We start from the raw sequence: 21840 nt of genomic DNA on the forward strand, positions 1-21840 counted from the left end.
ACATAACGAAGCGAGCGCCACCGGGTGGGTGACGGTGAACGCGTCCGTTTCTTGAGAACTCAACAGTGTGTTAAAAGCCAGTGCATGATGCACAACCCCGTCCATTGGACGGATTCCTTTGGTTGGAACATTCATGTTTCAGCCGGGAGAAATTCTCAAACATTGTTTGGAGAGTTTGATCCTGGCTCAGGACGAACGCTGGCGGCGTGCTTAACACATGCAAGTCGAGCGGAAAGGCCCTTCGGGGTACTCGAGCGGCGAACGGGTGAGTAACACGTGAGCAACCTGCCCCTGACTCTGGGATAAGCCCGGGAAACTGGGTCTAATACCGGATACGACACGCTCTCGCATGGGATGCGTGTGGAAAGTTTTTTCGGTTGGGGATGGGCTCGCGGCCTATCAGCTTGTTGGTGGGGTAGTGGCCTACCAAGGCGACGACGGGTAGCCGGCCTGAGAGGGCGACCGGCCACACTGGGACTGAGACACGGCCCAGACTCCTACGGGAGGCAGCAGTGGGGAATATTGCGCAATGGGCGAAAGCCTGACGCAGCGACGCCGCGTGGGGGATGACGGCCTTCGGGTTGTAAACCTCTTTCAGCAGGGACGAAGTTGACGTGTACCTGCAGAAGAAGCGCCGGCTAACTACGTGCCAGCAGCCGCGGTAATACGTAGGGCGCAAGCGTTGTCCGGAATTATTGGGCGTAAAGAGCTCGTAGGTGGCTTGTCGCGTCTGCCGTGAAAGCTCGCAGCTTAACTGCGGGTCTGCGGTGGATACGGGCTGGCTAGAGGTAGGTAGGGGAGAACGGAATTCCTGGTGTAGCGGTGAAATGCGCAGATATCAGGAGGAACACCGGTGGCGAAGGCGGTTCTCTGGGCCTTACCTGACGCTGAGGAGCGAAAGCGTGGGGAGCGAACAGGATTAGATACCCTGGTAGTCCACGCTGTAAACGTTGGGCGCTAGGTGTGGGGGTCTTCCACGATCTCCGTGCCGGAGCTAACGCATTAAGCGCCCCGCCTGGGGAGTACGGCCGCAAGGCTAAAACTCAAAGGAATTGACGGGGGCCCGCACAAGCGGCGGAGCATGTTGCTTAATTCGACGCAACGCGAAGAACCTTACCAAGGCTTGACATCGCCCGGAAAGCTGCAGAGATGTGGCCCTCTTCGGACTGGGTGACAGGTGGTGCATGGCTGTCGTCAGCTCGTGTCGTGAGATGTTGGGTTAAGTCCCGCAACGAGCGCAACCCTTGCTCCATGTTGCCAGCACGCCCTTCGGGGTGGTGGGGACTCATGGGGGACTGCCGGGGTCAACTCGGAGGAAGGTGGGGATGACGTCAAGTCATCATGCCCCTTATGTCTTGGGCTGCAAACATGCTACAATGGCCGGTACAGAGGGTTGCGATACCGCGAGGTGGAGCGAATCCCTAAAAGCCGGTCTCAGTTCGGATTGGGGTCTGCAACTCGACCCCATGAAGTCGGAGTCGCTAGTAATCGCAGATCAGCAACGCTGCGGTGAATACGTTCCCGGGCCTTGTACACACCGCCCGTCACGTCACGAAAGTCGGCAACACCCGAAGCCCGTGGCCCAACCAGCTTGCTGGGGGGAGCGGTCGAAGGTGGGGCTGGCGATTGGGACGAAGTCGTAACAAGGTAGCCGTACCGGAAGGTGCGGCTGGATCACCTCCTTTCTAAGGAGCACCGACCAGTCTTCATCGGCTGGTCTACGTCGAGGTCATCAGCGAACGTCTGATGCTCGGCAAGCTCATTAGTGGAGCACTGGCTACTCGGTTCAGCGTGATCGCTGCCCGTCTAGTACCGCCCGGCTTGCTGGGAGTGGGAACGAGGGTGACAGGGGTTACGAGGTTCCGGACACACTGTTGGGTCCTGAGGAAACGGGCCCTGCAGCCTTACGAGGTTGCGGGTCTTGCTTCTTCTGGAGCACAGGACCAGCGAAGGATCGCCGTTGCGCGGTTTGGAGCTGGTTGCTGTTTGTTGTTTGAGATTTGCATAGTGGACGCGAGCATCTTTGTGGCCAAGTTTTTTAGGGCACACGGTGGATGCCTTGGCATCAGGAGCCGATGAAGGACGTGGGAGGCTGCGTTAAGCCTCGGGGAGTCGCCAACCAGACGTTGATCCGGGGATGTCCGAATGGGGAAACCTAGCACCAGTCATGTGGTGTTGCCTCCGCCTGAATGTATAGGGCGGTTGGTGGTAACGCGGGGAAGTGAAACATCTCAGTACCCGTAGGAAGAGAAAACAACAGTGATTCCGTGAGTAGTGGTGAGCGAAAGCGGATCAGGCTAAACCGTTTGCGTGTGATAGCCGGCAGGCGTTGCGCAAGCGGGGTCGTGGGACCCTCTTGATCGATCTGCCGATCGGTCGAACAGTGAGAAATCGATGGGGTAGTTGAAAGCTCTGGGAAGGGCTGCCGTAGACCGTGAGAGCCGGGTAGGCGAAACCTTGTCGACTGTTTGAGGGGATCCCAAGTAGCACGGGGCCCGAGAAATCCTGTGTGAATCTGCCAGGACCACCTGGTAAGCCTAAATACTCCCTGATGACCGATAGTGCACTAGTACCGTGAGGGAAAGGTGAAAAGTGCCCCGGTGAGGGGTCGTGAAATAGTACCTGAAACCGTGTGCCTACAAGCCGTAGGAGCTTAGTCGTCTTCGGACGGCTGTGATGTGACTGCGTGCCTTTTGAAGAATGAGCCTGCGAGTTATGGTGTGTGGCGAGGTTAACCCGTGTGGGGGAGCCGTAGCGAAAGCGAGTCTGAATAGGGCGTTTGAGTCGCATGCTGTAGACCCGAAGCGGAGTGATCTACGCATGGGCAGGTTGAAGCGAGGGTAAGACCTCGTGGAGGACCGAACCCACCAGGGTTGAAAACCTGGGGGATGACCTGTGTGTAGGGGTGAAAGGCCAATCAAACTCCGTGATAGCTGGTTCTCCCCGAAATGCATTTAGGTGCAGCGTCGCGTGTTTCTTGCCGGAGGTAGAGCACTGGATGGCCGATGGGCCCGACAAGGTTACTGACGTCAGCCAAACTCCGAATGCCGGTAAGTGAGAGCGTGGCAGTGAGACTGCGGGGGATAAGCTCCGTAGTCGAGAGGGAAACAGCCCAGATCACCGACTAAGGCCCCTAAGCGTGTGCTAAGTGGGAAAGGATGTGGAGTCGCAGAGACAACCAGGAGGTTGGCTTAGAAGCAGCCATCCTTGAAAGAGTGCGTAATAGCTCACTGGTCAAGTGATTCCGCGCCGACAATGTAGCGGGGCTCAAGTACACCGCCGAAGTCGTGGCATTGATGAGAATTCGTTCTTGTTGATGGGTAGGGGAGCGTCGTGCAGCCGGCGAAGCAGCAGAGTGATCTAGTTGTGGAGGCTGTGCGAGTGAGAATGCAGGCATGAGTAGCGAATGCAGGGTGAGAAACCCTGCCGCCGGATGACCAAGGGTTCCTGGGCCAGGCTAATCCGCCCAGGGTAAGTCGGGACCTAAGGCGAGGCCGACAGGCGTAGTCGATGGACAACGGGTTGATATTCCCGTACCCGCTTTAACGCGCCCATATCGAACCTCGTGATGCTAAGAGTCCTTAGCTCGGGCACGCCCTTCGGGGCAGCCGTCAGAGTGAACGCTCGATCCGATCGGGTAGTAGGTAAGCGATGGGGTGACGCAGGAAGGTAGTCCAACCCAGGCGATGGTTGTTCCTGGGGTAAGCATGTAGGGAGTGTCGTAGGCAAATCCGCGACACACGTATCCTGAGATGTGATGCCGAGCCGATTGTGGCGAAGTGGATGATCCTATGCTGCCGAGAAAAGCCTCTAGCGAGTGTTGTGGCGGCCCGTACCCTAAACCGACTCAGGTGGTCAGGTAGAGAATACCAAGGCGATCGGGTGAACTGTGGTTAAGGAACTCGGCAAATTGCCCCCGTAACTTCGGGAGAAGGGGGACCTCTGCTGGTGATGAAACTAGCTTTCTGAGCTGGTGGGGGTCGCAGTGGCCAGGGGGAAGCGACTGTTTACTAAAAACACAGGTCCGTGCGAAGTCGTAAGACGATGTATACGGACTGACGCCTGCCCGGTGCCGGAACGTTAAGGGGACCGCTTAGCCACGCAAGTGGCGAAGGTGAGAACTTAAGCGCCGGTAAACGGCGGTGGTAACTATAACCATCCTAAGGTAGCGAAATTCCTTGTCGGGTAAGTTCCGACCTGCACGAATGGCGTAACGACTTCCCCGCTGTCTCAACCGCAGACCCGGCGAAATTGCACTACGAGTAAAGATGCTCGTTACGCGCAGCAGGACGGAAAGACCCCGGGACCTTCACTACAGCTTGACATTGGCGTTTGGAGCGTCTTGTGTAGGATAGGTGGGAGACTGTGAAGCTCGGACGCTAGTTCGGGTGGAGTCATTGGTGAAATACCACTCTGGTCGTTTTGAACGTCTAACTCTGGTCCGTGATCCGGATCGGGGACAGTGTCTGGTGGGTAGTTTAACTGGGGCGGTTGCCTCCTAAAGAGTAACGGAGGCGCCCAAAGGTTCCCTCAGCCTGGTTGGCAATCAGGTGTCGAGTGTAAGTGCACAAGGGAGCTTGACTGTGAGACTGACGGGTCGAGCAGGAGCGAAAGCTGGGACTAGTGATCCGGCGGTGGCATGTGGAAGCGCCGTCGCTCAACGGCTAAAAGGTACCCCGGGGATAACAGGCTGATCTTCCCCAAGAGTCCATATCGACGGGATGGTTTGGCACCTCGATGTCGGCTCGTCGCATCCTGGGGCTGGAGTAGGTCCCAAGGGTTGGGCTGTTCGCCCATTAAAGCGGTACGCGAGCTGGGTTTAGAACGTCGCGAGACAGTTCGGTCCCTATCCGCTGCGCGCGCAGGAGACTTGAAAGGGGCTGTCCCTAGTACGAGAGGACCGGGACGGACGAACCTCTGGTGTGCCAGTTGTACCGCCAGGTGCACGGCTGGTTGGCTACGTTCGGAAGGGATAACCGCTGAAAGCATCTAAGCGGGAAGCTCGCCTTGAGATGAGGTCTCCCACCACGAGAGTGGGTAAGGCTCCCGGTAGACGACCGGGTTGATAGGCCGGAGGTGGAAGCACGGTAACGTGTGGAGCTGACCGGTACTAATAGGCCGAGGACTTGACCACAAAGCATTCTTGCTCGCGTCCACTACGCAATTCTGAGACAACAAGCACTGTCTCATGGGGTTGCGGCGGTTATAGCGCAGGGGAAACACCCGGTTACATTCCGAACCCGGAAGTTAAGCTCTGCAGCGCCGATGGTACTGCACTCGGGAGGGTGTGGGAGAGTAGGTCGCCGCCGCGCAATCTTTACATTATGGGATTTGGGGTTCCACCGTCTGGTGGGGCCCCTTTTCTCGTTGTCGGGGTTCTTCGGCAGGAGCGTCGATCCACTTACCGATCGCAGTGAAGACCGCGCCCCGCAAGCATCGCCGCGCGGCGATCGCCAGCACGGAATCCAACGCGTGACAGATTGATCACCAGTGCTCACGAGATCACTGTTCCGTAGCCACATGTCCCGCTAGAGTTTGGTGATCATGAGGCTGGTGAAGGCGGTCATCACGATTGTGCTCACGACCGGCGTCTCGGTCGCATGCACGGCTCCCGCCGCACCAAAGCGTCCGGTTGCCACGTTCACGTGTTCTCCGGCGTCCACTCCCACCCCAGGCCTCGACGGCCATCTCGACGTCGAGCAGGTTGTGGCCGGCGAACTCGACGACCAGGTGATCGCGGTCAGTGCGGGGGCCGAGGGCACGGTCCAGGTCCGAGACGCGCGCACACTCAAGGCGATGGGCAAGCCCCTTCCCGGCCAGGCGCCGATCGCCCTCGCCAGGCTCCGCGGTGTCCCGATCGTCCTGATCAGCAGCAAGGAGGGCATCGTCCAGGGATACGATCTGCGCAGCCGTACCAAGCGAGGGCCCAGCTTCCTGGCGGGAAAGGGCATCAGCAAGCTGGCGACCGGCGACGAGGACGGCACGCCGATCCTGGCCACCTGGTCCGAGGAGGGTATCAAGATCTACGACCTGCGGACTGGCAGGACACGACGCCTCTGGGACTGGCCGGTTGGTCAGTTGCTCGCCATCACCCGGATTAACGGTGTACCGGCCCTGGTCACCGGCGCGGCCGACTCCCTGGACGTCTGGAATCTCCGCACCGGACAGAAGCTGCGCAAGGGGCTCCAATTTCACGATGAGAGCGATGAACCGGAAGATCGGGGGCCGGACTTCGACAGGAGTGCGATCGTCCGGCGTGGAGGTAGACCGGTTGTCCTGCTGTCGACCGGTTCACAACGCATACGGGTCTGGGACCCGGCCACGCACAAGCGGCTCGTGCTCCTGAAACCGCACTGGGGCGTCGACGCCCTGGCAGAGAATCTGGCATTGTCAGTGGACGAATTCAAGATCGTCGCATGGAATCCCGACGACGGCGCGGAGCTCACGTCTTTTCCGCTCAAGAGTCGGGTGACGACCGTCGCCACGAGCGGAGGTCTCGTCGTGACCGGCGGGCCGGACAATGGCGTCCGTTCCTACGACCTGCGCACCGGCCGGCAGACAGGCGTCGCGAACGGCAGCAGCCTCGACCGCCTGGACCTGCTGCGCGCCACGGACGACGTCGGCGTCGTGAGGTACGAGGACAGTTGGCAGGCCTGGAACCCGACGACGAACGCCGAGCTCGGTCCTCCTGTCGCGGTGCCGCAGTTGGCGGCTCTCGCCATCGGCCCCCACCGAGGCCGCTACCTCGTGGCGACGACCAAGCGTTCGGTGATCCAGATCTGGGAGCTGAGGACAGGCAAGGAGTACGGGCGTCCGTTCACCAAGGCGCCCGGCGACGTCAGCGCGCTGGCGATTGGCAGCCTGCGCGGCAGGACTGTGATCGTCGCAGAAACAGGCGGCAGCCTGTTCGTCTGGGATCTGGGGAGCCGGACGCTCCTCTACTCGTCAGTGACCAAGCAAGGGCCGTTGGTCGGGTTACGGCTGGCGGAGCTGGGCGGCCGCCCGGTCGCCGTGACGCTGGACGAGCACTCGCTCGGCGTTTTCGATCTGGCCACCGGGTCACGGCTCAAGGAGTTCGCCCTGGGCGCCACGCCACCGGCGCCCAAGGCTCTCGCCATCGGCCATGTCAGATGCACGCTCGTTGCCGTGGTCACCAAGGGTTGGAAGATCTCGACGCTGGACCTCAACACGGGAGGCGACCTCACGCCTGTGCTGGAGGCCGAATCGAACGCGGACCAGCAGGCGCTAACGATGTACGGTGATCGCCTGCTCATCGCCGACGAAGGGGACATCGAGCTCTACGACCTTGCCACAAGTCGGAGACTCACCATGGCGCCGACGGGCCGCAGGGGACGGACCCCGCGCCGGTCGCGCGGATAGGGAATCAGAGATGGACCAACAGACTGGCGTACTCGGCGACCCGTAGGCACGGCTTCGCGGGACACCTCGGCCACCTGGTCCAAGGCGTGAGGAGCAGGCACGGTCTTCTCTGATCGTTTGGTGTCGAAACCTCGTGATCGAAGGTTGTGCCTGCTCGCGTCGGACTGAAGAGACCCTTACGGAAGGACGAGGAGGGCGTCGCCGACGGCGCGTTCGCGGCCGTCCGAGGGCTGGTTGACGACCTTGCCGCCAACGACCATCGCCGTCGAACCGCCTCCGTCCAGGTTGATCGCCTGCACCGCGCCCAGCCACTTCATCAGCTGCGCCGCCTCGATCATGTTCGCGCCCACCGTGATCCCAGGCTTGCGCCCATCGACCGTGGCCAGCACCAGTCCGCCCGACCTCGTCACACCCATGAGCGTGCGGGGATGACGGCGGAGGATCATGTTCACCGAGTCGTGGCCGTCACGCTTGGCGGTCACCTTGATGCGGCCGTTGCGGATGAGGCCGACCCCGCCGCCGATCACACTGACGTCCGGCGTGAGCGCGACCCTGCGGCCCGTGCGCTGGTCGATGACCTTGGTGTCGACCGTGACGCTCCAGTTCTCCCAGGCGTGCTCCCACAGCCAGTCGGCCGCGGCGCCCGAGCCGTGCAGGATCCGCGCCCCCTTCGGCACGGCGCCGCCCGCCGTACGGAGGGAGATGACCTTGCCCGAGGCGTCGAGGATGGCCTCGGCGCCGCCGTTGGCGGGGGTCTTGGCGCCGTACTCCTCGGTGTAGAGGATGAGCTCGTCGGTCGCGCCGAGCCTGTTGACGCCGTTGATGTCGAGGCGGGTGCCGTCCTGGGAGATGGCGGCCAGCTTGGTGGTGAGCTCGGTGATGCGGGCCGTACGGCCCTTGAGGACGACGGCCGAGCGGCCCGGGACCGCCTCGCTGAGCAGCCTGCCGCCGACCACGGAGATGCCGACGGGCTCGCCGCGCAGGGCCGGCTGGGTGTGGATGTTGAAGAAGCCGCCGTTGATCGCGGCGATCGCCTTGCGCGCGTTGGCCATCGAGGAGGTGGTCTCGCGCTTGGCGACGCTCGTGCCGAGGCTCGCGGCGAAGGAGCCGCGGAAGGCGCGCGGGTCGACGGTGAGGACCTGCATCTGCCACGGGCCGGTCGTCTTCACGCCGTCGTCGCCGAGGTAGTCCGCGCGGGCCTTCACGCCCGCGTCACTCAGCTCCTTGGCCGCCTTGACGGCCTTGTCCTTGTCCTTGAGCGGCCAGAGCCCGACGCGGACCATGAAGATCTCTTCGGACGGGTCGTCCGAGACGGCGGGACGGACCACTCGCTGCACGCTGGCCGTCTGGCCCGCCGCCTCGACCTCGGCGGCCTTCGCCTCGGCGGTCTCGCGCCTGCCGTAGTCGCGCCCGCTGGGCATGAGCACGGTGACGGTGTAGCCGTCGTTGGCGGTGCCGGTCGAGACGCTGTAGAGGTCGATGCCGCCGCCCACGCTCTTGTGCGTCTTCGCCGGCATTCCGCGCTCGCCGAGGGGGAACCTCGCCGAGGGGAAGGGGGCCGACACCTCCTCCGCCGTGGCGGGCACCGCGACGGTGACCGTGAGTGCGGCGGCCAGGGCAAGGCCGACGAGGGTGTGTCGAGACATGAAAAACTCCCCAGGAGGACGGCAACCGGTCCATCCTGGCGAGATCAACAGGGCCGAGTCAGCGAAACACGCAGACCGGGAAAGACAGTTACCTAATCGACACGACAATGCCAAGATTCGGCTGCGGGGAATGACCTCCCGGGGTTACCTTGCGGTAGGCCGCATACCAAGGATTCGAGCGGCACATCATCCCGAGAGGCAGCCGACATGGGGCTGAGCATCCTCCTTGTGATCATCGCGAGCGTTGTCCTGGGCTTCATTCTTGGCGCGTTCGTGGCGCGTCCCCGCCGGTGGGACATGTACATCTGCGCGGACGACACGATCCACGCCGACGCGACGCGGGATCATCGCAGGTAGACAATGAGCCGGGCGCAAGCCGTACGGAATCTGGGTCCAGTGCGGCTTGCGCCCTACAATGGGTCCATGACTATCAGCATGTGGTGGTGGCCGCCCGACGGCCACTGATCTCCGCATGCGCGAAGGCCGTCTCCAGACGGCCTTTCGTGGTCTCTGGGGACGCTGCGAAAGGAACCCAGAATGAACCACACCGTGCTCACCGGCGACCGCCCGACGGGTCCGCTCCATCTCGGCCACTACTTCGGGACGCTGGCCAACAGGGTGCGATTGCAGGAGCTCCACCAGATGTACGTCCTGGTCGCCGACTATCAGGTGATCACCGACAGGGACGTGCCGGGCGGGATCCAGGCCAACATCACCGAGTTGCTGCTCGACTACCTCGCGGTCGGGCTCGACCCGGCCAAGGTCACGATCTTCCAGCACAGTGCCCTGCCCGAGCTCAACCAGCTGCTGCTGCCGTTCCTCTCGCTGGTGAGCGTGGCGGAGCTCCAGCGCAATCCGACGGTCAAGGACGAGATCGCGCACAGCTCGCAGAGCGCGGTCAGCGGGCTGATGTTCACCTATCCCGTGCACCAGGCGGCCGACATCCTGTTCTGCAAGGGCACGCTGGTGCCCGTCGGCAAGGACCAGCTGCCGCACGTCGAGGTGACCAGGCTGGTCGCACGCCGCTTCAACGAGCGTTACGGCCCCGTCTTCCCGGTGCCCGAGGCCATGATGGGCCAGGCTCCGCTGCTCAACGGTCTCGACGGCGGCAAGATGAGCAAGAGCAGGGGCAACGCGATCGCGCTGAAGGCCACCGAGGACGAGACCGCGGCGTTGATCAGGGCGGCCCGCACCGACGCCGACCGGCACATCACCTACGACCCCGAGGGCAGGCCGGAGGTGGCCGGCCTGCTGACGATGGCGGGGCTCTGTCTCGGCCGCGCGCCCGAGGAGATCGCCGAGGAGATCGGGGACGGCGGAGCCGCGCAGCTCAAGCGGCTGCTCACCGAGGCGGTCAACGAGTTCCTCCGTCCCATGAGGAAGCTGAGGAACTCGCTGGACGCGGCCGACGCCCGCCAGGTGCTGAGAGAGGGCAACGCCAGGGCGAGGGAGCGGGCCGTGCTCACGCTGGAGGAGGTCAGGCGGGCAATGGGGTTCTAGCGAGCGCCAGCTCGCCGGAGGGCGCCCCGAGCGGACGGCGGTGGCGCGGCCGGCCGAATCCTGCCGCCGTCAGCAACCTGCCGACCTCGGCGAACGTCCTGATGCCCGCGCCTCCGGCGATCAGGTAGTTGAGGTCGAGCAGGTCGAGGAGGGTACGGCTGGCCCGCCCCGGCATCGCCCCCTTGAACTGGTCGCCGATGACCAGCAGCCCGCCCGGGTTGAGCGCCCGCGCCACCCGCCGCAGCAGCACGGCCAGCTCCGCGTCGCCGAGGCCATGGATGATGTTGAACAGCAGCACGAGGTCGAACCCCTCGCCCAGGTCGTCGTCGAGGAACGATCCCGCGCGCAACGTCAGCCGGGGGTGCGGCGGGGCGGCGGTCAGCGCCTGGGGCAGGTCGATCACCGTGGCTCTCAGCTCGGGGTGGCGGCGCAGCAGTTCGAGGCTGTAGACGGCGTGGCTGCCGCCCACGTCGAGCACCTGCCTGGCGTCGCGGTGCACGGGGATCGCGGCGGCCGTCGCGGGGCCCTGCCGCCTGGCGATCGCCGCGGTCCATGCCTGGAAGGAGCGCGACAGCTCGGGATCGCCCTCGGTCAGCGTGTAGAACGGCACTGCCGGCGTGCCGTCGCGCACGGACTTCTCCAGTCCTGGCCAGATCCGCGTCGCGCAGCGCTCCCAGAAGGCCAGCCCCTCGGCCAGGCAGAGAGGGGAGTCCGCGCAGAGCCAGGTCCGCGCCGCCCTGGTGAGGTGGTAGCGATCGGCCCGCCGCTTGAGATAGCCGAGCCCGAGCAGCGAGCGGAGCAGCGTCTCGGTGTGGCGGCGGTCGGCGCCGAGCTCCACGGCCAGCTGCGCGGCCGGCATCGGGCGCGTCTGGAGCGCGTCGAACACGCCGAGCCGCACCCCGGCGACCAGCGCGTGGAAGCCGAGGACGCCGAAGTAGTCGGCGAACATCGGCGGCACGATCGAGAGCCGGAAGGCCGCGGCCTCCAGCGGATTCGGAAAGAGCGGCACAGATCGAACGTAGGCCGATTCCACCGGTTCGCCAGAGTAGGGACTACTCAGGTCAGGTCAACCGCCACGCGGTTCGCTGTCTGTATCGCGATGCGGTGGTGCCGGCGGCCCGTCGGTCGCGGCCTTGCCGGCGACCGCCGTGGCCCTGAAGGCGTCGTGGTCGCCGACCAGCAGCGCACCCGGCCCACAAGGCCGATAGACGCACGCGCCGGCGATCAGCGGCCCGTCAGTGGGCCTGGTAGACCTTGCGCAGGGTCTCGTGGACCGTCCACGTGGTCTTCGCGCCCTCGGGCAGGAGGCACACGTCGCCGGGGCCGACCTCGACACGCTGGCCGTCGTCGACCTCGATCGTGGCCCGGCCCGACAGGACGACGAAGATCTCGTCGCGCTCCACGTCGGTCACCACGCCGGGCGTGATCTCCCAGATGCCGCGGCCCTCGTCGAGTTCGGCGACCGACGTGACGGGCGTGCCGGAGACGATCTGGGACGGGTCGAGGGGGTCCAGTTCGAGCTGGACGTCGGCGACGCGCATGACGCGGATCAACGGTTCTCCCTGCGGAAGGATTCAAGGGCGAGGAGGGCGACGTGGAGCGAGAGGCACGACTCCACGTCGTCGAGGTCGGTGTCGAGGATGCGCTCGAGGCGGCGCAGCCGGTCGTAGAAGGCGGGGCGCGACAGGTGCGCCTTCTGCGCGGCGACCGCCTTGTTGCGTCCGGCGTCGAGATAGATGCGCAGGATGCGGGTGAGGTCGCCGCCGCGCTGGGCATCGTGCGCGAGCAGCGGGCCCAGCTCGCGCTCGGCGAACGTCTGGATCCGCGCGTCGTCGCGCAGCAGGTGGAGCAGCCCGCGCAGGCGCAGGTCGGGCAGGCGGTAGTACGGCCTGCCGTCGGGCTGGCGGACCGCCACGTCGGCGACCTGCTCGGCCTCGAGGAAGCTGCGCCGTACGTCGCGGATGGACTCCACCGCCGAACCCGCGGCCAGCACGAACGTCGAGCCCGGCTTCCACATCGCGCGCAGGCGCTCGGCCAGCGCGGTCAGCGCGGGCTCGACCTGGGTGCGCGGCGGCAGCGGCAGCAGCACGCCGACGCGGTCCTGGTCGAGCGCGCCGACGAGGGCGGGCAGCTTGGCGTCGCGGCAGACGGAGGCGGTGGCCTCGGCCAGCTCGCCGAGCAGCGCCTGGCCGTCGAGAGCCTGGTCGACGGGGTCGACCAGGCGAAGGACCACGCTGACGAGCTTGCGCCCGGTGAGCGGCACGCCCACCGCGCGGGCGCGGGCGGCGGCCTCGTCGGGATCGGCGTAGGCGTGGGTGAGAATGCCGGTGATGATCGTGCCGTGCGCCTGGCGTTCGAGCGACTCCTGGTGCCGCTCCAGCAGGCGGCCCAGCGCCAGCGTGGTGGCGGCGCGTTCGGCCAGTACCATCTCGCGCGGGCCCGGCGGGGCGTCGCAGAGCAGGATCAGCCGGCCCCAGTCCTGGCCGCGCGCGCCGACCGTGGTGACCAGCCAGCCGGAGGAGGCGTCGTAGGCGGTGCGCTCGTGCGGGGCGACCGCGCGCGACCTCGACTCCCAGCCGGCCAGCAGCACGCCCGTGTCGCGGCCCGCCGACTCGCAGGCCAGCACCTGGTGGGCGAGGTTCTCCAGCAGCACGGGCCGGCCCGACAGCCTGGAGACCTGGGCCAGCACCTCGGCGGGAGAGGCGCCCTCCACCGACAGCTCGGTGAAGACCTCGTGCAACTGCTCGGAGGCGCGCAGCTCCTCCAACTGGATGTCGATGATCCTGGCGTGGACCGACTCGGTGATCTGCACGAAAGGTGTCTCGCGGGCCAGCACGATCAGCGGGAGGCCGTGCTCCTCCGCCGCCTTGACCACCGCGCGCGGCAGCTCGCGGACGAACCTGCGGCCGAGCTCCACGACCAGGCCGGCGGCGCCGACGGCCGACAGCTCGCCGATGTAGGCGGCCAGCTTCTCGGGGTCTTCGGGCAGGGCGACACCGGTGGTCAGGACCAGCTCGCCGCCGCGCAGCAGGTGCGCGATGTCGGCGATCTCGCCCACGTGCACCCACCGCACCCGGCTGTCGAGCCGGTCCGCCCCGGCGACCACGCGGGGATTGCCCCTGCGTACGGTCTCCAGGGACAGAACGTCGGAGATAGTGGGCAGCACGTGTGGAGCCTATCCGATCAGGATGTAACTAGGGCCACCTCGACATTTACACGATGTCGTACCAACCATTCTATGTCGGCGCGCCCGTTCACGCCCTTAGATCGTCGTCCGTGTACTCGTGCGCGGGCGCCTGTTCTCGCAGCTCGACCCGGCGAATCTTGCCGGAGATCGTCTTGGGCAGGTCGCCGAACTCGAGGCGGCGCACGCGCTTGTAGGGCGCCAGGTGCTCGCGGGCGTAGGACAGGATCGAGCGCGCGGTCTCGGCCGTCGGCTCGAAGCCGGGGGCCAGGGTCACATAGGCCTTCGGTACGGCCAGCCGTACCGGATCGGGGGCGGGGACGACCGCCGCCTCGGCCACCGCCTCGTGCTCCAGCAGCACGCTCTCCAGCTCGAACGGCGAGATGCGGTAGTCGGAGGCCTTGAAGACGTCGTCGGTGCGGCCGACGTAGGTGATGTAGCCGTCGGCGTCGCGGCTGGCCACGTCACCGGTGTGGTAGTAGCCGCCCTGCTCGCTCTCCCTGCCGATGTATCCGGACATCAGGCCCAGCGGACGGCGGTCGTCCAGCGGGAGGCAGATCTCGCCGTCGTCGCCCGGCTCGCCCGTCACGGGGTCGAGCAGGGCGATGTCGTAGCCGGGCAGCGGCAGCCCCATCGAGCCCGGCTTGACGGGCAGGCCGGGGACGTTGCCGATCTGGGCGGTCGTCTCCGTCTGGCCGTAGCCGTCGCGGATGGTGATGCCCCAGGCCTTGGCGACCTGGTCGATGATCTCGGGGTTGAGCGGCTCGCCCGCGGCGACCGCGGTGCGGAGCGGCAGCCGCCAGGCGCTCAGGTCCTCCTGGATGAGCATGCGCCACACCGTCGGCGGCGCGCAGAAGGTGGCGACGTTCTCCGACCTGAGCACCTCGAGCAGCTCGGGGGCGGAGAAGCGCTGGTAGTCGTGGACGAGCACGGTCGCGCCCGCGTTCCACGGCGCGAAGACGTTGCTCCAGGCGTGCTTGGCCCAGCCGGGGGAGGAGACGTTGAGGTGCACCTCGCCGGGGCGCACTCCGATCCAGTACATCGTCGACAGGTGGCCGACGGGATAGGACAGGTGCGTGTGCTCGACCAGCTTCGGCTGGGAGGTCGTGCCCGAGGTGAAGTAGAGGAGCAGCGTGTCGTCCGCGCGGGTGACGCCGTCGGGGGTGAAGTCCTCGGCCCCGTAGGAGAACGGCAGCCAGCCGGGCACCTCGCCCACCGAGATCTTCGTGTACGGGCCGCCGGCGAACTTGGCCGTGTCCGTCGCGTTGGCGATGACGTGCGCGATCGCGCCGCGCTCGATCCGGTCGGCGACGTCCTTGGCCGACAGGAGAGTCGTGGCCGGGATGACGACCGCGCCGAGCTTCATCGCGGCGAGCAACGACTCCCACAGCTCGGCCTGGTTGCCGAGCATGAGCAGGATGCGGTCGCCGCGCCGTACGCCCTGTTCGCGCAGCCGGTTGGCGACCTGGTCGGAGCGCCTGGACAGCTCGGCGAAGGTGTAGGAGACACGGCCCACGATCTTGAGCGCGACGGCGTCCGGGGTCTCGGCGGCCAGCACGCCGTCGAACCAGTCGAGCGCCCAGTTGAACTCCGCGGGCCTGGGCCAGCGGAAGTCGCGGCGGGCGGTGGCGTAGTCGGCCTGGAGCAGAAAGTCCCTGGCGGCGCGGAAATCGCTCATGCAGGCGATCCTGCTACGTGACCAGCCGCCTCTCAAGGCCATCGAGCACGCAGGCGAGTCCGAAGGCGAAGTTCATCTCGCGGACCGCCGCGGGGTCGCGGGCGGTGTACTCCTCCGCGCGGGCGACCAGCTCGGGGTAGTCCGCCGCGGCCGTCCTGATGATCTCGCGCATGCTTTCGGCGTCGTACTCCTTCTCGGCGGCCGCGCTGAACCACGCCACCTCGGGGATCACGGAGCCGAAGACGAACGCGGTGATCGCCGCTCCCGCGTAGTCCTCCTCGAGACCGCGGAAGCCCGCCTGGTGCAGGCCCTTGCGCAGCAGCTCCGCCGCGCGCAGGGAGTTGGGGCCGATGGCCGGCATCCTGCCGATCAGCCCGGCGACCCAGGGATGGCGCAGGATCACCTTGCGCATGCCGTGCGCGAAGGCCCACCCGGTGTCGCGCCAGCCCGCCGAGCCGGGGTCGGGGATCGACATCTCACCCCAGATCTCGTCGAAGGCCAGCTCCAGCAGCTCCTCCTTGTTGGCCACGTGCCAGTAGAGGCTGGTCGCGCCCGCGCCGAGTTTGGCGCCGAGCTTGCGCATGCTCAGCGCGTCGAGGCCCTCGGCGTCCAGGATCTCGAGCGCGGCCCTGACGATCTGGTCGCGGGTCAGGCCCTGGGTCTTTCCCTGACGGGGTTCACGAGTCCAGACGGAGGTGAACTGCTTGGCGGTCACGCTCACAGCATAAATCCGCTCGCACGGTGTGCGAGGCTGTCGTACAGTGTGCGAGTGAATTCGAACGCCGTACGAGACCCTCGTCGCTGGTGGTCCCTCGTCGTCCTCTGTCTGGCCCTGATGCCGCTGGTCGTGGACAGCACCGTCCTCAACGTGGCGATCCCGACCCTGATGCAGGACCTGGGCGCCAGCCCCTCCGAAGTCCAGTGGATCCTCGACTCCTACGTGCTCGTCTTCGCGGGCCTGCTGCTCACCGCGGGCAGCCTCTCCGACCGGTACGGCAGGCGCCGCTTCCTCATCATCGGCCTGGCCCTGTTCGGCGGCGCCTCGATGGTCGCCGTGCTGGCCGTCGAACCCTGGCAGCTCATCGCCGCCAGAGGGCTGATGGGCGTGGGAGGGGCGATCCTCATGCCCTCGACCCTGTCCATCCTGATCACGACCTTCGACGACGACGAGCGGCGCAAGGCCATGGCCGCGTGGAGCGCCGTCGCGATGATCGGCGTGATCGCCGGGCCCATCGTGGGCGGCTTCCTCATCGAGCACTACTGGTGGGGCTCGGTCTTCCTGCTCAACGCCCCCATCGCGGCGGTCGGCATCATCGCCGCCCTCGTGCTGATGCCCGAGACCAAGGGGCCGGCCCGCAGTCCCGACCCGCTGGGCGTGGTGCTCTCGGTCGTCGGCCTGGCCTCGCTGGTCTACGTGGTCATCGAGCGGACGTGGAACCCGGTCATGATCGGCCTGGCCGTCCTGTCCCTCGGCGGTTTCCTGATGTGGGAGCGTCGTTCGGCCAGCCCGATGCTGCCGCTCGGCCTGTTCAGGAGCCGCAACTTCAGCGGGTCGTCGTTCTCGATCCTGCTGATGTCGTTCGGGACGGGCGCGGTGATGCTGATGCTGACGCAGTACCTGCAGTTCGTGCTGGGGTACGGCGCGGCGCAGGCGGGGCTCGCGCTCCTGCCGTACGCGATCTCGGCGGCGCTCTTCAACGGCCTCGGCGCGGCGCTCGGGCAGAAGGTCAGCAACAGGACGCTGATCGTCTCAGGCATCCTGATCATGGGCCTGTCGTTCGTGGTGATGGCGCTGAGCAGCGATTACTGGACGCTGCTCGTGGCGTTCCTCGTCATGGGGGCGGGCGGCGGGATCGCCGGGCCCGCGGCGTATGCGACGCTCATGGGGGCGGTGCCGATGGAGCACGCGGGTGTCGGGTCGGCGCTCAACGACACCATCCAGCAGGTGGGGATGGCGCTCAGCATCGCGGCCCTGGGCAGCGTGCTGGCGGGGGTGTACACCTCCGCGATGCCGTCGTCGGCGCCGGCGGCCGCTCGTGAGTCGATCGCGAACGCGGTGCGGCTGACTCCGGAGGTGGCCGCGGCGGGCCGCGAGGCGTTCAGCACGGCGATGACGACGGGGGCGTGGATCGGGGCGGTGTCGTGCGTGGCGGCGGCCTGCCTGGCGCTGGCCGTCCTCCGCCCCAAGACCCCCGCTCCCCAGGTCCCGGCCGAGGTGTGACACCGGGGGACGGCCGCGCGGGGACCGGCCGCCCCTCTTCGGGAAGTCCTCGGCCCCATGCCGGTCGCCCCACCTCCTCTCGGAGACCTCGGCCCCGTGCGGAGGGAGAGGGGTGTGCCGGGGGTCGGTCGTCCCCTCCTGAGAACCTCGGCCCTGGGAGGGGTGTGCGGGCGGTCACCGGGTGGGGGCCCAGTGGGGGTCCTTGACGTTCTCCAAGCTGTCCAGCTTGTGCATGCGCTCGTCGTGGCCGATCTGCCGCATCAGGTCGGCCACCGAGCGGTAGCGGCCGTACTCGTCGGCGTACGTCCCGGGGTCGGGCATGAACTCCAGGTCGGGGTTCTCCGCCACGAAGGTCATGTACTCGTGCTCGGCATGGTCCTCGAACTCAGCGTTCAGCCGGTACGAAGCCTCCGGCCTGACCAGGAACAGCACCCACGAGACGTGGTAGTAGAAGAACGAGATGAACCACGGCGCCACCTTGTGCAGCAGCCAGTTCTGCTTCATCCCGTGGCGCTGGATGAGGTCCTGCATGATCAGCAGGTGCCACTGCTCGTTGTCCTGGTCGGCGCGAGCCTCGACGATCCGCTCGAACACCCGCTTGGCCAGCGCCGAGCGTCCCGCGTAGCGGTGCACCGCCCAGTAGCCCATCCGCTCCCACGCCTGGTACGGCACGCGGGCGATGATCTCGAGCATGGCGAACTTGGTGAACGACCCCTTCTTGCCGTACATGAGGTCGACGGGCTTGAACATCATCTTGGCCAGCAGGCTGTAGTCCATGCGCGGCGTGGCCAGCGTCTCGGCCTGCGCCAGGCGGAGGGCGTCGCGGTCGAGCTTGGGGGGTCCCGCGGGGGCCTCGGGGCGGTCGATCGTGATGGTCATCTCTGTCTCCTTCGTTTCGATGACCTGATCGTGCTCGACGGGAGGGTCCCGGGGCGTCCGCCGCCGGAGGGCAATCGGCATGCCTCTCGCGATGTAGCGCCAGATTTCCGCGTACGCCGCCAGGCGCACGGGACATCCCCTAAGGGGCGGGGATGGCCCCTCCACGGACGCCCCGTAGATCGCGAAGAGTGAGCGCACCTCCGGCCGGTCCCACGGGCCGAGGTTTCCCGGGAAGGGGCGTCCGAGCCGCAGTGCGGCCCCTTCCCTCTGCGCGGGGGCTCCCCTGGAGTGGACGGCCGTCGCGTGCGGACGGCGGTGAGACCTGGGATCGGCGCAGGCCGTGAGGATGGGCGGCGAGGCGTCGTTACGCCAGGGGCGCAGGTGACGGTCCTGGAGGTGAACGCGGGGGTGCCGCCCCCGTCGCCGAGGTGAACGTCTATATGTCCTGACATGATCGAGGCGGGCAACATGTAAGCCAATGTCGCGTCATGCCGACACGTTGGAGGTGGGATGCGCGGTGGATAACCGGGATACTCGGAGCATGTCGGACCTTCTCGCGCGCCACAGGGCGGTAATCCCCAACTGGGTGGCCCTCTACTACAACGAGCCCATCGAGATCGTCAGCGGCAAGGGCAACCGTGTCGTCGACGCCTCGGGCAAGAGCTATCTCGACTTCTTCGCCGGGATCCTCACCAACATGATCGGGTACGACGTGCCCGAGGTGCGTGAGGCCGTCGAGCGTCAGCTGGCCACCGGCGTAGTGCACACCAGCACGGTCTACCTGCTGCGCGGCCAGATCGAGCTGGCCGAGAAGATCGCCAGGCTCTCGGGCATCCCCGACGCGAAGGTCTTCTTCACCAACTCGGGCACCGAGGCCAACGAGACGGCCCTGCTGCTGGCCACCTACGCGCGCAAGTCCGACCAGGTGCTGGCCATGCGGCAGAGCTACCACGGCCGCTCCTTCGGCGCCGTCGGCGTCACCTCCAACCGGGCGTGGAAGAACAACTCGTACTCGCCGGTCAACGCCACCTTCCTGCACGGCGCCGACCGGCACCTGCCCCAGTTCGCGGGCCTGTCCGACGCCGACTACATCAAGGTGTGCGTCGAGGACCTGCGCCACGTGCTGGCCACCTCGGTGTCCAACGACGTGGCCGCGCTGATCGCCGAGCCCATCCAGGGCGTGGGCGGCTTCACGATGGCCCCCGACGGGCTGTTCGCCGCCTACAAGGAGGTGCTCGACGAAGAGGGCATCCTGTTCATCTCGGACGAGGTGCAGACCGGCTGGGGCCGTACCGGGTCGGCGTTCTTCGGCATCCAGAACCACGGCGTGACCCCCGACATGATGACCTTCGCCAAGGGCCTCGGCAACGGGTTCGCGGTCGGCGGCATCGTGGCCCGCGGCGACCTCATGGACAACCTGCACGCGGTCGGCCTGGCGACCTTCGGCGGCAACCCCATCTCGATGGCCGCCGCCAACGCCACGCTCGACTACGTGCTCGACCACGACCTGCAGGCCAACGCCGCCAGGACCGGCGCGCTCATCATCGACGGGCTGCGCGAGGCGGCGAAGCGGCTGCCGATCGTCACCTCCGTCCGCGGCAAGGGCCTGATGTTCGCGGTGGAGCTGGCCAGCTCCGAGCTGGCCGCCAGGTTCATGGAGGAGTCCAAGAAGCTCGGCCTGCTCGCGGGCAAGGGCGGCCTGTACGGCACGGCGATCCGCATGGCCCCGCCGCTCACCCTGACGATGGACGAGGCGGCAGAGGGCCTCGGCATCATCGTCAACGCTCTGGAGATCATCAACGATGAAGTTCGTTAACCACTGGATCAACGGATCTCCGGTGGACGGCGACAGCCGTACCGCCGAGATCTTCAACCCGGCGACGGGCGAGGTCAGCGGCAAGGTCGCGATGGCGTCGGTCGCCGACGTCGACGCGGCGGTCGCGGCCGCGGTCGCCGCCTTCCCCGCCTGGCGCGACGCGTCGTTGGTCAAGCGGGCGCAGGTGCTCTTCCGCTTCCGCGAGCTGATGTACGCCCACCGCGACGAGCTGGCCGCGCTGATCTCCGCCGAGCACGGCAAGGTGCACTCCGACGCGCTCGGCGAGGTCGCCAGGGGCCTGGAGGTCGTGGAGTTCGCCTGCGGCATCCCGCACCTGCTGAAGGGCGGCTTCTCCGAGGGCGTCTCCACCAGGGTCGACTCCTACTCCATCCGCCAGCCCGTCGGGGTGGTGGCCGGCATCACGCCGTTCAACTTCCCGGCGATGGTGCCGATGTGGATGTATCCCATCGCGATCGCCTGCGGCAACGCCTTCATCCTGAAGCCGTCGGAGAAGGACCCCTCGGCCTCGATGCTCATGGCGCGGCTGTGGAAGGAGGCGGGGCTGCCCGACGGCATCTTCAACGTCGTCCAGGGCGACAAGGTGGCCGTGGACAGGCTGCTCACGCACGAGGACGTCAAGGCGGTCTCGTTCGTCGGCTCCACCCCGATCGCACGCTACGTCTACGAGACGGGCACCTCGCACGGCAAGCGCGTCCAGGCGCTCGGCGGCGCGAAGAACCACATGCTGGTCCTGCCCGACGCCGACCTCGACCTGGTCGCCGACGCGGCGGTCTCGGCCGGCTTCGGCTCGGCGGGCGAGCGGTGCATGGCGATCTCGGTCGTGCTGGCCGTGGATCCCGTCGGCGACGAGCTGGTCGCCAAGATCGTCGAGCGTGTCTCCAAGCTGACCATCGGCCCCGGCGACGACGCGCGTTCGGAGATGGGCCCGCTGGTCACCGAGGTGCACCGCGACAAGGTCGCCTCCTACCTCGACCTCGGCGTCTCCGAGGGCGCGAAGCTGGTGATCGACGGACGCGAGAGCGCCGTGCTCGGCGGCGGCAAGGCGGCCGAGACGCCGGGCTTCTGGCTAGGCCCGACCCTCCTCGACCACGTGCCCGCGGGTTCGCGCGTGCACACCGAGGAGATCTTCGGCCCCGTGCTGTCGGTGGTGCGGGTCTCCTCCTACGAGGAGGGCCTGGAGCTCATCAACGGCGGCGAGTACGGCAACGGCACCGCGATCTTCACCAACGACGGCGGGGCCGCCAGGCGCTTCCAGAACGAGGTGGAGGTCGGCATGGTCGGCATCAACGTGCCGATCCCCGTGCCGATGGCCTTCTACAGCTTCGGCGGCTGGAAGGCCTCGCTCTTCGGCGACACCCATGTCCACGGCGCCGAGGGCGTGCACTTCTACACGCGGGGCAAGGTCGTCACCTCCCGCTGGCTCGACCCCTCGCACGGCGGCGTGAACCTCGGGTTCCCGACCAACAAGTAGTCAGGACGGGGCGCGGGCACGGCGGCCCGCACCCCGCCCTACAC

Annotated in this window: 13 protein-coding genes and 3 rRNA genes; 9 read left to right on the plus strand and 7 right to left on the minus strand. The window is 66.6% G+C overall.

The window, feature by feature from the left end; translation table 11 throughout:
- Positions 1-163 precede the first annotated feature (163 nt).
- The 4 genes from H4W81_RS00005 to H4W81_RS00020 all read left to right on the plus strand — a co-directional run bounded on the left by H4W81_RS00005 (position 164) and on the right by H4W81_RS00020 (position 7380).
- Positions 164-1685: ribosomal RNA gene (locus H4W81_RS00005) — 16S ribosomal RNA — on the plus strand.
- 342 nt (positions 1686-2027) lie between these two features.
- Positions 2028-5134: ribosomal RNA gene (locus tag H4W81_RS00010) — 23S ribosomal RNA — on the plus strand.
- A 61-nt stretch (positions 5135-5195) separates the two neighbouring features.
- Positions 5196-5312: ribosomal RNA gene (rrf, locus tag H4W81_RS00015) — 5S ribosomal RNA — on the plus strand.
- The 16S, 23S and 5S rRNA genes sit together here, the layout of an rRNA operon.
- Before the next feature lie 232 nt (positions 5313-5544).
- Positions 5545-7380, plus strand: a complete 1836-nt coding sequence (locus H4W81_RS00020) for a WD40 repeat domain-containing protein (protein ID WP_192772887.1) — start codon at positions 5545-5547, stop codon at positions 7378-7380.
- Positions 7381-7556: 176 nt separating this feature from the next.
- On the opposite strand, the gene H4W81_RS00025 is transcribed toward H4W81_RS00020, so the two are convergent.
- Complete coding sequence (locus H4W81_RS00025; protein ID WP_192772888.1) at positions 7557-9026, minus strand: phosphodiester glycosidase family protein; 1470 nt, start codon at positions 9024-9026, stop codon at positions 7557-7559.
- A gap of 207 nt (positions 9027-9233) precedes the next feature.
- Here H4W81_RS00025 and H4W81_RS00030 point away from each other — a divergent pair, with 207 nt between their 5' ends.
- Together H4W81_RS00030 and trpS are read left to right on the plus strand one after the other, a co-directional pair.
- Positions 9234-9383 carry a hypothetical protein gene (locus H4W81_RS00030; protein ID WP_192772889.1) on the plus strand — a complete coding sequence of 50 codons (150 nt, stop codon included), beginning with the start codon at positions 9234-9236 and terminating at the stop codon, positions 9381-9383.
- Between the two features lie 180 nt (positions 9384-9563).
- Positions 9564-10526 (plus strand): tryptophan--tRNA ligase, encoded by a 963-nt coding sequence (gene trpS, locus H4W81_RS00035; protein WP_192772890.1) that lies wholly within the window; start codon positions 9564-9566, stop codon positions 10524-10526.
- Here the strand turns inward: trpS and H4W81_RS00040 are convergent.
- The 5 genes from H4W81_RS00040 to H4W81_RS00060 all read right to left on the minus strand — a co-directional run bounded on the left by H4W81_RS00040 (position 10504) and on the right by H4W81_RS00060 (position 16103).
- A complete protein-coding gene (locus tag H4W81_RS00040) occupies positions 10504-11535 on the minus strand; it encodes a methyltransferase (protein ID WP_192772891.1) in 1032 nt (343 codons plus the stop codon). The genes trpS and H4W81_RS00040 overlap by 23 nt on opposite strands.
- Positions 11536-11761: 226 nt before the next feature.
- The gene (locus H4W81_RS00045; protein WP_225958359.1) at positions 11762-12079 is read right to left on the minus strand and encodes a cupin domain-containing protein; all 318 of its coding nucleotides are present in this window, start codon (positions 12077-12079) and stop codon (positions 11762-11764) included.
- Positions 12076-13692: a PucR family transcriptional regulator gene (locus H4W81_RS00050; RefSeq protein ID WP_192772892.1), complete on the minus strand. Its 1617-nt coding sequence runs from the start codon at positions 13690-13692 to the stop codon at positions 12076-12078. The genes H4W81_RS00045 and H4W81_RS00050 overlap by 4 nt, the downstream gene beginning before the upstream one ends.
- An 88-nt stretch (positions 13693-13780) precedes the next feature.
- Entirely contained in the window at positions 13781-15388 is a 1608-nt protein-coding gene (locus tag H4W81_RS00055) for an AMP-binding protein (RefSeq protein ID WP_192772893.1), read from the minus strand.
- Between the two features lie 13 nt (positions 15389-15401).
- Positions 15402-16103 carry a TetR/AcrR family transcriptional regulator C-terminal domain-containing protein gene (locus H4W81_RS00060; RefSeq protein ID WP_192772894.1) on the minus strand — a complete coding sequence of 234 codons (702 nt, stop codon included), beginning with the start codon at positions 16101-16103 and terminating at the stop codon, positions 15402-15404.
- A gap of 54 nt (positions 16104-16157) precedes the next feature.
- On the opposite strand from H4W81_RS00060, the gene H4W81_RS00065 reads away from it, so the two are divergent.
- The gene (locus tag H4W81_RS00065) at positions 16158-17609 is read left to right on the plus strand and encodes an MFS transporter (RefSeq protein WP_318781434.1); all 1452 of its coding nucleotides are present in this window, start codon (positions 16158-16160) and stop codon (positions 17607-17609) included.
- Positions 17610-17783: 174 nt separating this feature from the next.
- On the opposite strand, the gene H4W81_RS00070 is transcribed toward H4W81_RS00065, so the two are convergent.
- Positions 17784-18488, minus strand: a complete 705-nt coding sequence (locus H4W81_RS00070) for an alternative oxidase (RefSeq protein ID WP_192772895.1) — start codon at positions 18486-18488, stop codon at positions 17784-17786.
- A gap of 541 nt (positions 18489-19029) precedes the next feature.
- Here H4W81_RS00070 and H4W81_RS00075 point away from each other — a divergent pair.
- The gene (locus H4W81_RS00075; protein WP_192772896.1) at positions 19030-20304 is read left to right on the plus strand and encodes an aspartate aminotransferase family protein; all 1275 of its coding nucleotides are present in this window, start codon (positions 19030-19032) and stop codon (positions 20302-20304) included.
- Positions 20291-21796, plus strand: coding sequence for a CoA-acylating methylmalonate-semialdehyde dehydrogenase (locus H4W81_RS00080; protein WP_192772897.1), 1506 nt, complete (start codon positions 20291-20293; stop codon positions 21794-21796). The genes H4W81_RS00075 and H4W81_RS00080 overlap by 14 nt, the downstream gene beginning before the upstream one ends.
- Positions 21797-21840: the final 44 nt, after the last annotated feature.

Source organism: Nonomuraea africana, from assembly GCF_014873535.1.
Taxonomy (GTDB): Bacteria; Actinomycetota; Actinomycetes; order Streptosporangiales; family Streptosporangiaceae; genus Nonomuraea; species Nonomuraea africana.

Coding starts and splice junctions, on each gene's coding strand:
- H4W81_RS00020 (WP_192772887.1), top strand. CDS start 5,545: ATGAGGCTGGTGAAGGCGGTCATCACGATTGTGCTCACGACCGGCGTC.
- H4W81_RS00025 (WP_192772888.1), bottom strand. CDS start 9,026: ATGTCTCGACACACCCTCGTCGGCCTTGCCCTGGCCGCCGCACTCACG.
- H4W81_RS00030 (WP_192772889.1), top strand. CDS start 9,234: ATGGGGCTGAGCATCCTCCTTGTGATCATCGCGAGCGTTGTCCTGGGC.
- trpS (WP_192772890.1), top strand. CDS start 9,564: ATGAACCACACCGTGCTCACCGGCGACCGCCCGACGGGTCCGCTCCAT.
- H4W81_RS00055 (WP_192772893.1), bottom strand. CDS start 15,388: ATGAGCGATTTCCGCGCCGCCAGGGACTTTCTGCTCCAGGCCGACTAC.
- H4W81_RS00070 (WP_192772895.1), bottom strand. CDS start 18,488: ATGACCATCACGATCGACCGCCCCGAGGCCCCCGCGGGACCCCCCAAG.
- H4W81_RS00075 (WP_192772896.1), top strand. CDS start 19,030: ATGTCGGACCTTCTCGCGCGCCACAGGGCGGTAATCCCCAACTGGGTG.
- H4W81_RS00080 (WP_192772897.1), top strand. CDS start 20,291: ATGAAGTTCGTTAACCACTGGATCAACGGATCTCCGGTGGACGGCGAC.